The sequence below is a fragment of the Streptomyces sp. NPDC053513 genome, from assembly GCF_044544765.1.
In the GTDB taxonomy this organism is placed as follows: domain Bacteria; phylum Actinomycetota; class Actinomycetes; order Streptomycetales; family Streptomycetaceae; genus Streptomyces; species Streptomyces litmocidini.
In genome coordinates this window covers 1-12122 of the sequence record NZ_JBITXP010000006.1, presented here as the reverse complement: position 1 = coordinate 12122, position 12122 = coordinate 1, and the positions used below count along the sequence as shown (strand labels likewise).

Here is a 12122-nt window from a genome sequence, read left to right as displayed (position 1 = left end):
CGGTGACCGCGCCGGGCCGGGTTTCAGCGCAGGCGGTCCTCCCGGTCGGCGTTCGGTTCGGGTGTGCGGGCGGGGCGCCCGGAGGGCCGGGCGGCCGGCTCGACGGCTCGGGCGGGTGCCGGGGATCCGGGCTCGGGGGCGGTGCGCAGGGCGCGCGCGGCCTCGGCGCGCAGCAGGGCCTGGAGGACGGCGTACGGGTCGGCGGGCATGACGGAACTCCTCGTGGTGCGGGGGTGATGTGGGGGGGTACTGCGGGGAGGCGGGGCCTCTCAGCAGCGCATCACCACGCACCGGAGCGCGTCGCCGCGCGGGGCGGGTACGGGGGCGGGGGCCGGAGTCCGGCGACGGCCCCGGGGGCCGTGGGGCCGGGGCCCGGGTCCGACGCGGCGGAGGGGCGTGCGAGGGGTGCGGGTCCGGCCGGGGAGTCCGGTCACGGCGCCGACCGGGTCGTGGGTCTCGCCGCCCGGGTCGGAGGCCGGGGCGGTGGCCGCGGCGCGCGTCTCGGCGCCGGGGAGCGCGGCGGCGGCCCCGGCGCCGAACAGCGCGGCGAGGACGAGGAGGAGCGCGATCCAGCGGTGCCGGCCCCGGGCCGGGCACGCCCGGTGTCCCGCCGGGGCGGCGGGCGCGGCGGGCGTCTGGTGCGCGGGGCTCACGGAGATCCGTACTGCCCCGCCGCGGTGCCGGTACGGCTCCCCCGGCCGGTGATCCGCCCGAGCGGCCTACGTCAGGGCCCCGGATTCACCGCCCCGGCGGTCATCGCCCCGGACGCGGCGCGCTGCCTGCGGGCCGCCATCCAGGCGTACACGAGCACGCCGGCGAAGAGGAACAGGACGCCCTGGTAGACGGCGGCGTAGCCGGAGCCGGCGACCAGCCAGAGGGAGAAGCCGAAGGCGGCGAGGGCGAGGACGGCGTCGCGGGCGAGCCGGGCCCGGGAGACCTCATCGGACCGGCCGGAGAACAGGAAGTAGACCTGGGCTGCCGTGGACAGCAGGTAGGGCACGGTGGCGGTGAAGGTGGTGACGAGGACGAGGATCTCGAAGACGCCCTTCGTGCCGGCCGTGTAGTTGTAGACCGTCAGGAACGAGGCGAGGACGACGGTGACGAGGACGCCGACGGTCGGAACGCCGCGCCGCTTGACCGTGAACACCTTCGGGAAGAGTCCGTCGCGGGCGGCCGCGTAGGGGGCCTGGGCGCTCAGCAGGGTCCAGCCGTTGAGGGCGCCCAGCATGGAGACCATGGCCATGCAGGCGACGGCCGCGCCGCCCCAGGAACCGCCGAACATGGCGTTCACGGCGTCGGAGAAGGGCGCGGTGGACGCGACCAGCTTGTCGTGGGCGACGGTGCCGAAGACGGCGAGGGTTCCGAGGAGGTAGACCGCGGCGGCGCCGAGGGTGCCGAGGACGGTGGCGCGGCCGACGTTGCGGCGGGGGTCGCGGACCTCGCCGGCGCTGACGGCGGCGGACTCGACGCCGAGGTAGCTGAAGAGCAGGATCGCGGCGGAGGCGGAGACCGCGCCGAGCGCGCCGCCCTCGCTCGGGTGGAACGGGCCGAGGTTGGCGCTGTCGAAGAAGAACAGGCCACCGACGGCGACGAGGATCAGCGGGACGAACTTGAGCACGGTCGCGACGATCTGTACGGCGCCGACGTAGCGGGTGCCGGCCAGGTTGGCGAGTGCGGGCAGCCACTGGAAGAGCAGGGCGGCGGCGATGGTGGCGGGCTTGGACCCGTGGACGGGCACGAGGACGTCGAGGTAGCCGACGGCGGCGACGGCGAGGGCGGCGTTGGAGACCCAGGCGGTGATCCAGTACGACCAGGCGGCGAGGAAGCCGGCGAAGTCGCCGAAGGCGGCGCGCGCGTAGACGTAGGGCCCGCCGGTCTGCGGCAGGCGGTGGGCGAGCCGGCCGAAGACGAGGGCGAGGGCGATCGCGCCGAGGGTGAGGACGCCGAAGGCGACGAGGCTGATGGTGCCGTAGGGGGCGACGGAGGCGGGCAGCAGGAAGATTCCGCCGCCGATGATGTTGCCCATGACCAGGGCGGTCGCGATGGGGAGGCCGAAGCGGCGGGCGTGCTTGTCGTCGGTCCGCCGTGCCGGGTCTCGCCGTGCCGGGTCCCGCTGTGGAGTTGTGGTGGCCGTGCTCATGGGGTGGTGCGCCTTCCGTCGTACAAATCCGGACCATCGTCCGGTAGCGGCGAACAGGCGTCCAAATCAGTGGTTTTTGTCCGGCGCGATCGGCCCCTCGGCCGGAAGAATTGATTCCGTTTCGCGTCCGGACGGGGAAATCTCCACCGACGCCGCCGGACCGAGCGGCACCTGAGGGCCCGAGGACTCGCGCAGCCAGCGCCGCAGCACCCGGTGCACCTGCTCCGCCCCGACCAGCTCCTCCCCCGCCCCGACCGGCGGCGACAGGTCCGGCGGCGACAGGAGGAAGGCGTGCGACTGCTCCCCGCCGAGACCGCCGTGCGAGCCGATCTGCTCCTCGAAGGCGTGCACGCTCCCCGTCGCCGGGTCGTACATGGAGTTGACCATGATGTCCGCGACGTGCGGGAAGCCGTCCGTGCGCCGCACCGCCCGCGCCGCGCCCCGCCCGAAGACCGCGAGCGGTCCGTCGTCCGCGAGCTCGGCGACCGGCACCTCCACCCCGTCGCGGGCGAGCACCACCGAGCCGTGCTCGGCACTCGCCACCAGCACGAAACCGACGCCCGGATGGTGCGCGAGGGTGCGCAGGAGGGCCGGATGGCGCCGGTCGATCTCCTCCCGGGTCATCCGGTGCGGCACGTCGGGGAAGGAGACGAGCCCCAGATTGCCCGAGGCCAGGACCACCGGCTCGGAGGGCCGGGCGGGCAGCTCCCTGGCCGTCTCGCCGCTCTCGTCCACCGGCCGGTGCAGCGCGCTGCGCAGCGCGTCCCGGGCCGCGTCCCGCGCCTCGCTCCCGCTGCGCGTCCGCCGCACGCGACGCGGCACCGGCAGCCCGCACCCGGCCCGCACGAGGTCCTTGAGCGTCAGCCCGTACGCCGACTCGAAGGTCTCTCCGGGGCTCTGCCCGTGGTCGGAGAGGAGCACGATCCGGTACGGACGCGGGGCGTGCTCGGCGACGGTGGCGATGAGCGCGATCGCCCGGTCGAGGCGCGCCAGGACCTGGTCCGTGTCGCGGCCGTGCGGCCCCGAGTGGTGCGCCACCTCGTCGTACGCGACGAGGTCGGCGTAGACGGCGGTCCGCCCGGCCAGCATGTCCCCCATCACCGCGGAGACCACCACGTCCCGCTCGACGACCGTCGCGAAGGCGCGGACGAAGGGGTACGTGCCGCCGCGCGAGACCCTCGGCGTCTCCCGGCGCAGCCGCGCCCGCGTCGACTGGTACACCTCCCGGACGCACTCGGCGACGAGCGATCCGGCGGTGCGGACGGCGTTGGCCGGGTCGGAGAAGTACGCGAAGTAGCCGGCCCGGGAGCGGTTGCGGCGGCCGCGCCGGGCGGCCATCGACAGGACGAGGGCGAGCTGGTCGGCGCCGCCGCTGAAGAGGTTGCCCCGGGAGGCCCCGTCGACGGTGAGCAGGCCGCCGTCCCCGGTGCGGCGCACGGCCCTGCGCTGGAGCTCGACGGCGCTCGCCGGGCGGTTCGCCACCATGAGGCGGCCGGTGTCCTTCTCGTACCAGCGGAAGGCGGGCACGTCCTCGTTGGAGCCGTGCAGGATGCCGAGCTGGCTGGCGCCGGTCTGGCTGGACCAGTCGGTGCGCCACGGGGTGAGCCGGTGGCCGGCCTCCAGCCACCCCGCCACGGTCGGCATGAGGCCGTCGGCGACGGCGCCGCGCAGCACGTGGTGGCCGACGCCGTCGAGCTGGAGGAAGACCGTGCCGGGCACGGACCCCGCCGTGTCGCCGGGATCGCGGGGGCGGGTGCGGCCGGTGAGCCGGTAGAGCCGGCGCCGGTAGGCGTCGTCGTCGCGGACGGCGAGGGCCGTGGAGGTGGCGGAGGCGACGGCGGACATGACGGCGGCCACCACGACGGCGGTCTCGGGGGCCGCGGCGCCGCGGCCGTCGGGGATCAGCCACAGGGTGACGAGCAGCAGCGAGCCGTTGAGGAAGAAGACGAGCAGGCCGAGGAGGAGGGCCGGGACGAGCAGCAGGGCCCGCACGATCAACGGCCAGACGAGCGCGCCGAGCAGACCGAACGCGCCGGCGGCCGTGGCGGCGGTGAGGGCGGTCCTGGTGAAGCTGTCGCCGTCGGCGGACTGGAGCTGGAAGTCGGGCAGCAGCCCGGCGAGGAGGAGCATCGTGAGCGTGGACACCGCCCAGACCACGAGCACCCGCACCAGAGTCCTGCCCGCGGACCGCCAGCGGTCGGCGCCACCCCATCGCCCGTCACCCACGCCCGCTTCGCCTTTCGCCCGTTTCCTGCCTCAAGCGTGGCACAACGGCCGCGATCGGGCGGAGGAGGTGGAGATCCGCGCCGAGAACGGGACGTGCGGGGACCCGCGTCGAGGGAGGGGGTCAGCGAGGAGCCGGTCCGCGGGGACGGTCTCAGGAGCCGTCGTACCCCGCGGTGGGCATCGAGAGCCGGCGGTGCACGCCCGCCTTGGCCGCCTTGTCGTACGGAGGTTCGTCAAGTCCCACGGTCTCCACCCGCACACCGCGCCGCTCGCACTCGGCGCGGAAGCCCGGCACGGAGGTCAACGCGCGGGCGAGGACCCGCTCGTTGGGGGCCACGAAGAGGTCCACCGTCCCGGCCTCCACATCGGCCCAGAGGGCCGCGTGGTCCGGGCGGATTCCGTAGCAGAACAGCTGGCGGGCGAGCACGTAGCCCTTGTCGTCGGCCCAGCGGGCGCACACCGCGTGCTGGCCCCGCGTGTCGACCAGGAAGGGGTCGCTGTCGAGCTCTTCGAGCGGGGTGAGGCTGGCGATCGCCGCCACCCGAACGTCGTCCATGGACCGACCCTACTGCCGGAAGGCGACGCCCGGACATCCTCCGGAGGACGCTCCGGACATCTACCCTCGTTACGACAGACGCCTGACGAGACGGACAGCGGAGGGGCGGCATGCCGGTGGAGGTCACCTGGTGGGGGCACGCCACCTGCACGGTCGAGGACTCCGGGGTCCGCTTCCTCACCGATCCGCTGTTCGCGCGGCGGCTCGCCCACCTGCGCCGGCGGCGCGGCGCCCCGCCGCCGCCCGAGGCCGCCCGCGCCGAGGCCGTCCTCGTCTCGCACCTGCACGCCGACCACCTCCACCTCCCCTCGCTCGCCCGGCTCGCGCCGGGGACGCGGGTGCTCGTGCCGCGCGGCGCGCCCGCCGCCGTCTCCGGGCTGCGCAGGCTCGACCGGGACGGGCTGCGGCTGACCGAGGTGGAGCCGGGTGACGCGGTGACGGTGGAGGGCCTGACGGTACGGGCCGTCCCGGCGCTCCACGACGGGCGGCGGCTGCCCGTGGGACCGCACCGCTCCCCCGCGCTCGGGTACGTCGTGGAGGGCGAGGCGCGCACGTACTTCGCCGGGGACACCGGCCTGTTCGACGGCATGGCGGACGCGGTGGGCCCGGTGGACGTGGCCCTGCTGCCGGTCGGCGGCTGGGGGCCCTACCTGGGGCACGGCCACCTGGACGCGGGGCGGGCGGCCCAGGCGCTCGCCGCGCTCTCGCCGGCGGCGGCGGTGCCGGTGCACTACGGCACGTACTGGCCGATCGGGCTCGACGGGGTCCGGCCGCACGAGTTCCACGCGCCGGGCGACGAGTTCGTCCGGCACGCGGCCCGGCTCGCGCCGAAGGTGGCGGTCCACCTCCTCGGCCACGGCGACCGGGTGCGGCCGGAGGTCGCGCGGTGATCGGTGGGCTCGTGGGGGCGGTGCGCGAGCTGCCGCCGGAGTCGACGCAGCAGGCGGTCGGCTATCCCTCGCTGTTCCTGCTCGTGGCGCTCGGCGCGCTGGTGCCGGTCGTGCCGACGGGCGCGATCGTCAGTTCGGCGGCGGTGGTCGCCTTCCACCAGTCCTCGCCGTTCTCGCTGCTCTTCGTCTTCCTGGTGGCGGCGTCCGCCGCGTTCCTCGGCGACACGGCGCTCTACTGGCTCGGGCAGCGCGGGGTCCGTTCCCGCAACGGCTCGCGGTGGCTCGCCGCGCTGCGCTCCCGGGTGACGCCGGAGCGGCTCGCGCACGCGCAGGAGCGGCTTGACACGCACCAGGTGTCGGTGCTGGTGCTGTCCCGGCTGGTGCCGGCCGGCCGGATCCCGGTGATGCTGGCGTGCCTGCTCGCCCAGATGCCGCTGCGCCGCTTCGTACGGGGGGACGCGGCGGCGTGCCTGGTGTGGGCGGCGACGTACCAGCTGATCGGGATCCTGGGCGGCTCGCTCTTCCCCGAGCCCTGGCAGGGCGTGGTCGCGGCGGTGGGCCTGACGGTGCTGATCAGCGCGGTCCCGGCGCTGTGGCGGCGACTCCGGGGCACCCGGCCGGAGGCCCCGCCGGGACACGGGCACCCGTGAGGACCGGCCCGGCCCGCCAGGACACGCGTACCTATGGGGCCCGGCCCGCCAGGACACGCGTACCCATGGGGCCCGGCCCCGGCCCGTCAGGGCACGAGCACCCGTGAGGCTCCGACCGGCAGGTCCCAGAGGTCCTCGCGGGGCAGGCCGGCCTTCTCCCAGGCGGCCCTGACCCGGGTGAGGGGTTCGAGGACCGGCTCGGAGGACAGCACGAACGTGGCCCAGTGCATGGGCGCCATCCGCCGCGCGCCGAGGTCCTGGTAGGCGCGGACCGCCTCCTCGGGATCGGTGTGGACGTCGCTGAGCCACCAGCGCGGGGCGTACGCGCCGATCGGGAGCAGCGCCAGGTCGATGCCGGGGTAGCGGCGGCCGATCTCGGCGAACCAGTGGCCGTAGCCGGTGTCCCCGGCGAAGTGGACCCGGTGCCCGGCCCGGTCGGTGAGAATCCAGCCGCCCCACAGGGACCGGCAGGTGTCCAGGAGGGTGCGCTTGGACCAGTGGTGGGCGGGGACGAAGTCGAAGCGCACCCCGTCGAGTTCGGCCGCCTCCCACCAGTCGAGCTCGGTCACGCGGCTGAACCGGCGGCGGGTGAACCAGCGGCCGAGTCCGGCCGGGACGAAGACCGGGGTGTGCCGGGGCAGCCGCTTGAGGGTGGGGCCGTCGAGGTGGTCGAAGTGGTTGTGGCTGATGACGACGGCGTCGACGGCCGGCAGGTCCTCCCAGCGGACCCCGACGGGGGTGATGCGGGCCGGCGTGCCGAAGATGCGGCGGGACCAGACCGGGTCGGTGAGGACGGTCAGTCCGCCGACGCGCAGGACCCAGCTGGCGTGCCCGGCCCAGGTGACGGCGAGGGTGTCGGGCCCGGCGGGCGGCAGCGGGCCGGGCTCGAAGGGCAGCAGGGGGATGTCGCGGAGGCCCTCGGGGCCGGGGCGTACGGCTCCTTCGCGGGCGAAGCGCGCCAGGGCCCGGACACCGGGGAGGGGCGCGGTGAGCCGGTCGGCGAAGGTGCGGGGCCAGTCCTGCCGCAGCCGGCCGACGGGCTGCAGGACGGGGGCGGGGAGCGGGACCCGGCCGGGGTGGTGCGGGGCCGGGGCCTGTCCGGCCCGGGCGGGGGGTGCCGTCCGTTCGGTCATCTGCGGGCTCCGTTCCGCTCGTGCTCGGTGCGTCGGGGAGGGGCGGTGGTCGCGGGGCGCCGACGCCCGGGCCCGGTCATCGGAGTTCCTCCAGGGCTCCTCCGAAGGACTCCAACGCCCGGGCGACGTGCGGCAGTTCCACGGGGTCGGATGCCCCGAGGGCCTCGGCGCACTCCTCCTCGGTGGCGCCCAGGAACATGCCGGTGCCGAATCTGACGCGCAGCGCGCCGAGTTCGTCGCCGAAGCGGTGGCCGCCGGTCGCCGGGGCGCCGAGCCGCGCGGTGAGGTGACTCTCCAGCTCCAGGGAGTCGGTGACGCCCCGGGCGGCGAGCCCGGCGCGCAGCGGTCCGAGGTCGGCGTAGAGGTGGCGGCCGGCCTGCGGCGGCCGGGCCAGGGCGCCGGCGGCGAGGACGGCGCGGTGCGCGGCCCCGGCGAGCCGTCCGTGGACGGCGGCGGCGCGCCGGGCCCGTACGGTGACGTCCTCGGGTTCGTCGAGGGCGTGGGCCATGGCGGGGGCCACGGGCCCGGGGACGAGGGCTCCGAGGGCGGTGAGCACGTCGAGGACGCGGGCCCTGCGGTCGGTCCAGCGGTCGGCGCGGGACGGGTCGGTGGGCGGGAAGCGGGCGACGGCGCAGGGCCAGGCGGCGGGGGTGAGGGCGCCGCCGAGGTCGGTGAGGACGGTGACGTCGTCGGGGCACATCTCGGCGGGGCTGAGCAGCACGGCGCCGCCCGGCCGGTGGAGGGTGTCGCGCCAGGTCTCGTCGCTGATGACGTGCAGGCCCTCGGCGACGGCCGCCTCGCAGGCCTCGCGGACGAGCTCCGGGGCGGCGACGGTGGCGGTGGGGTCGTCGGCGACGGAGAGCAGCACGAGCCGGGGGTCGCCGCCCTCGGCGCGGATCCGGCGGACGGTCTCCAGGAGGGCGTACGGATCGGGGACGCCGCCCGCCTCGGCGGGCGTGGGCACGTGGTAGGCCGGGCGGCCGAGGAGCCGGGCCTGCGGGGTCCACCAGGCGGGGCAGGGGCGGGGAAGCAGGAGGTCGCCGCCGTGGGCGGCGATCAGGGCCAGGAGGAGCGCGGGGGCGCCGGGTGCGGCCACCACGTCCTCGGGGTGGGTGCGCAGGCCGCGCCGCCACCAGTAGCCGGCGGCGGCCTCGCGCAGGACGGGCCCGCCGCCGGGCGGTTCGGGGGTGGTCCGTCCGGCGGCGGCGGCGAGCAGCCCGGCGAGTCCGGGCAGGACGGGGAGGCCGGTGTCGGGTGCGGGAGGTCCGTAGCGCACCGGCCCGCGGCCTTCCGGTGCCGTCTGCCGCATGTCCCGTACCTCCTGAGCGCACGGGGGCGCCGGTGGGCACCCCCGTGCCCTTTATACGAAGATTCGGGCGTTCTCGCCCCTTCAGGGGCGGTTTTCTGCCCTCCAGGCACGGCTCTCGCCCCTTCAGGCGTGCTTTTCTTCCCCCAGGCACGGCTCCCGCCCCTTCAGGAGCGGTCTCCGCTCCTTCGGACGACGGTGACCGGGTGGCGCACGACCGCGTTGAAGAGGTACCCCTGGGTGTTGTGCACGGCGCGCTCGGGCTGGGTGTTGCCGGCGGCGTCGGTGGTGCGGGAGAGCAGCGTGACCTGCCCGGTGGCGTGCGGGCGCCACGGCACGCTCCAGCGGACCCACCCGTCGCGGCGCGGGGTGTCGTGGAGCTGGGCGTGCCGCCAGTGGGCACCGCCGTCGGTGGAGACCTCCACGGTCCGCACGGGCGCGAGGGCGGACCAGGCCCGGCCGGTGAGCCGGTGGAGACGGTCGGCCTCCAGGGTGGCGCCGAAGGGCAGCTGGTAGGCGGACTTGAGGGTCTGGCGGCTGATCGGGGCGCTGCCGCCGGCGGGGTGGGCGTCGCCGAAGAGGCGGTACCAGGTGGTGGACCAGGGCGAGGAGAGCGGCTTGCTGGAGACCTCGATGTCGCCGAGCCATTTGATGGACGCGATGCCGACCCAGGAGGGCACGACGAGGCGGACCGGGTGCCCGTGGTCGTACGGGAGCGGCTCGCCGTTCATCTCGTACGCGAGGATCACGTCGTCGAGCGCCTTGGCGACCGGCAGCGGGCGGCGGACCCGGCCGAAGTCGACGCCGCCGGAGACGTACGGGTCGTCCAGGCCGCGGGGCTGGAGGTCGACGGCGTCGTGGGCGATCCCGGCGCGCCGGAGCACGTCGGCGAGACGGACGCCGCGCCAGCGGGCGGCTCCGACGGCGCCGAGGGTCCAGGGGGTGCCGGTGACCGGCTCGCCCTGCTGGGTGGTGTAGAGGCTGCGGCCGTTTCCGGCGCACTCGATCAGGGCCGTACGGGTGACGGAGGGCAGGTCCCGCAGCTGCCCGTAGGTGAAGTGGACCGGGCTCCGGCCGTGGAGTCCGTCGCCCCAGAGGGTCAGCCGCCAGTCGGCGGCGTCGAGGACGGGGGTGGAGGTGTGGTTGCGGACGAAGAAGCGGTCGACGGGGGTGAGGAGGCCGGTGTCGGCGAAGGTCTCGTAGCGGGCCTCGGCATTCGTCCCGCGGACCGTGAAGTGCTCCGGCGGGAGGGCTTTGACGATGCCGGGCGCGGCATCCGCCACGACGTCCATGGGACCAGCGTACGCAGGGGCGGAGGCGGCGAGCCCGCCGAGGGCGGAGGCCGCGGGCCCCGCGGCGAACAGCTTCAGCAGGGAGCGGCGGGCGGGCGCGGGCGAGTACGGCACGGGGCTCCTCGGCGGTGGGAGAGGCGCGCCACCGGGCGGCGGCGGGCCCACCCTAGGGGCGCGGGGACGGCTCGGACGGCCTGTTCACGGGGCTGTCATACAAGGCTTCGTCAGGTCGGGAAGGCCGGGGAGGTCAAGAAAATCAGGGAGGTCAGGGAGGTCGAGAAGGCCGGGAAGGTCGGGACCCTCGGGAATCCGCGGGCGCCCGGGGCACCCCCGGGCCAGAATGCGGCATGTCGATACGTGAAGCGCTTCCCGAAGACGCCGCGGCGCTCGCCGCCGTGCACGTCCGGTCCTGGCGGGCCGCCTACCGCGGCCTGGTCCCCGACCCGTATCTCGACGCTCTCGACACGGAGGAGCGCGCCGGCGTCTGGCGCGCCCGCCTCGTGGCGCCGGAGCGGCCCACGGTGCTGGTGGCGACGGGGGACGACGGGCGGGTGGTCGCGTTCTCCTGTCTCCGGCCCCGCCCGGACGGCACGGCCGAGCTGGCGGCCCTGTACGCCCTGCCGGAGGTCTGGGGCACGGGTGTCGGGCGGGCGCTCATGTCGGCGTCCACCGAGGCGCTCGTCGCGGCCGGGTTCCGGGCGGCGGTGCTGTGGGTGTTCGCGGGCAACGCGCGGGGGCGGAGGTTCTACGAGGCGGCGGGGTGGCGGGCGGACGGCGCGGTGGTGCGGGAGGAGACGGGCGGCCGGGTCCTGGAGGAACTCCGTTACCGGCGGGACCTGTTGGAGTGACCGTCCGTCCGAATGGCAAGACAGGGGTCTCACTATGCGGCCGTCGTGCGTACGGTGGAGGCACGCACCCACACCGAGGGAGTCGCTTCGATGACGCACGCCTCCGCGCAGCCCGCGGCCTCTGAGACCGCCGTCTACACGCACGGCCACCACGAGTCGGTCCTGCGCTCGCACAACTGGCGGACCGCCGCCAACTCCGCCGCCTACCTGCTGTCCGAACTGCGCCCCGGCCTGGACGTCCTGGACGTGGGCTGCGGGCCCGGCACCATCACGGCCGACCTGGCCGCGCTGGTCGCGCCGGGCCGGGTCACCGGGGTCGACGCCGCCGAGGACGTACTGGCGAAGGCCCGTGGGGTGGCCGCCGAACGCGGCCTGACGAACGTCGAGTTCAGGGTCGCCGACGTCCACGCCCTGGACTTCCCCGACGACTCCTTCGACGTCGTCCACGCCCACCAGGTGCTGCAGCACGTCGGGGATCCGGTCCAGGCGCTGCGCGAGATGCGCCGGGTCTGCCGGCCCGGCGGCGTCGTCGCGGCCCGCGACAGCGACTACGGGGCCTTCACCTGGTTCCCCGAGCGACCCGCCCTGGACGGCTGGCTGGACCTGTACCACCGGGTCGCCCGTGCCAACGGCGGGGAACCGGACGCGGGACGGCGGCTGTTCTCCTGGGCCCGGCGGGCCGGCTTCACCGAGATCACGACGACGGCCGCCACCTGGTGTTTCGCCACCCCCGAGGAACGGGACTGGTGGAGCGGCCTGTGGGCGGACCGTACGACCGCCTCCGGCTACGCCGACCTGGCCGTGGCCGGCGGACACGCGACCGCCGCCGAGCTGGAGTCGATCGCGGAGGCCTGGCGGGAGTGGGGCGGTCAGGAGGACGCCTGGTTCATGGTCCCGCACGGCGAGATCCTGTGCCGGGTGTCCTGACCCGTGTCGCGGCGGGCCCGCCCCGTCCCCCGTTCCTCAGTTCGGGCGCATCCTGAACTCGTAGACACCTCACGTTGCTATGCCGTCAAGCCGGAGGGCTCACGCCCTCGAACATCGAGTGCCGCGGAAGGGCGTCTCCTCGTACGGATAGCCT

The 12122-nt window shown here is 75.7% G+C and carries 12 protein-coding genes; 4 read left to right on the top strand and 8 right to left on the bottom strand.

The features are described from left to right. Positions 1–23 precede the first annotated feature (23 nt). From ACIGW4_RS12235 to ACIGW4_RS12215, 5 genes are all read right to left on the bottom strand, one after another. Positions 24–209 carry a hypothetical protein gene (locus ACIGW4_RS12235; RefSeq protein WP_123456237.1) on the bottom strand — a complete coding sequence of 62 codons (186 nt, stop codon included), beginning with the start codon at positions 207–209 and terminating at the stop codon, positions 24–26. 60 nt (positions 210–269) lie between these two features. After that, entirely contained in the window at positions 270–653 is a 384-nt protein-coding gene (locus ACIGW4_RS12230; protein ID WP_399580036.1) for a hypothetical protein, read from the bottom strand. Between the two features lie 71 nt (positions 654–724). Beyond that, positions 725–2140 carry an amino acid permease gene (locus tag ACIGW4_RS12225; RefSeq protein WP_399580034.1) on the bottom strand — a complete coding sequence of 472 codons (1416 nt, stop codon included), beginning with the start codon at positions 2138–2140 and terminating at the stop codon, positions 725–727. A gap of 66 nt (positions 2141–2206) precedes the next feature. Further along, positions 2207–4366 (bottom strand): phage holin family protein, encoded by a 2160-nt coding sequence (locus tag ACIGW4_RS12220; protein ID WP_123456234.1) that lies wholly within the window; start codon positions 4364–4366, stop codon positions 2207–2209. A gap of 151 nt (positions 4367–4517) precedes the next feature. Further along, the gene (locus tag ACIGW4_RS12215; RefSeq protein ID WP_093873244.1) at positions 4518–4922 is read right to left on the bottom strand and encodes a hypothetical protein; all 405 of its coding nucleotides are present in this window, start codon (positions 4920–4922) and stop codon (positions 4518–4520) included. Between the two features lie 110 nt (positions 4923–5032). Between ACIGW4_RS12215 and ACIGW4_RS12210 the strand changes: the two genes are divergently transcribed. Continuing rightward, the gene (locus tag ACIGW4_RS12210; RefSeq protein ID WP_399580030.1) at positions 5033–5812 is read left to right on the top strand and encodes an MBL fold metallo-hydrolase; all 780 of its coding nucleotides are present in this window, start codon (positions 5033–5035) and stop codon (positions 5810–5812) included. Beyond that, positions 5809–6462, top strand: coding sequence for a DedA family protein (locus tag ACIGW4_RS12205; protein ID WP_399580028.1), 654 nt, complete (start codon positions 5809–5811; stop codon positions 6460–6462). The genes ACIGW4_RS12210 and ACIGW4_RS12205 overlap by 4 nt, the downstream gene beginning before the upstream one ends. Positions 6463–6548: 86 nt before the next feature. Here ACIGW4_RS12205 and ACIGW4_RS12200 read toward each other — a convergent pair whose 3' ends face one another. From ACIGW4_RS12200 to ACIGW4_RS12190, 3 genes are all read right to left on the bottom strand, one after another. Continuing rightward, positions 6549–7595, bottom strand: a complete 1047-nt coding sequence (locus ACIGW4_RS12200) for an MBL fold metallo-hydrolase (RefSeq protein WP_399580026.1) — start codon at positions 7593–7595, stop codon at positions 6549–6551. A gap of 76 nt (positions 7596–7671) precedes the next feature. Next, positions 7672–8904 carry an aminotransferase class I/II-fold pyridoxal phosphate-dependent enzyme gene (locus tag ACIGW4_RS12195; protein WP_123456231.1) on the bottom strand — a complete coding sequence of 411 codons (1233 nt, stop codon included), beginning with the start codon at positions 8902–8904 and terminating at the stop codon, positions 7672–7674. A gap of 164 nt (positions 8905–9068) precedes the next feature. Then, positions 9069–10307: a sulfite oxidase gene (locus ACIGW4_RS12190; RefSeq protein WP_123456230.1), complete on the bottom strand. Its 1239-nt coding sequence runs from the start codon at positions 10305–10307 to the stop codon at positions 9069–9071. A gap of 233 nt (positions 10308–10540) precedes the next feature. On the opposite strand from ACIGW4_RS12190, the gene ACIGW4_RS12185 reads away from it, so the two are divergent. Both ACIGW4_RS12185 and ACIGW4_RS12180 read left to right on the top strand, forming a co-directional pair. Then, entirely contained in the window at positions 10541–11041 is a 501-nt protein-coding gene (locus ACIGW4_RS12185; protein WP_123456229.1) for a GNAT family N-acetyltransferase, read from the top strand. Positions 11042–11131: 90 nt separating this feature from the next. Beyond that, complete coding sequence (locus ACIGW4_RS12180; RefSeq protein WP_123456228.1) at positions 11132–11968, top strand: methyltransferase domain-containing protein; 837 nt, start codon at positions 11132–11134, stop codon at positions 11966–11968. Positions 11969–12122 lie beyond the last annotated feature (154 nt).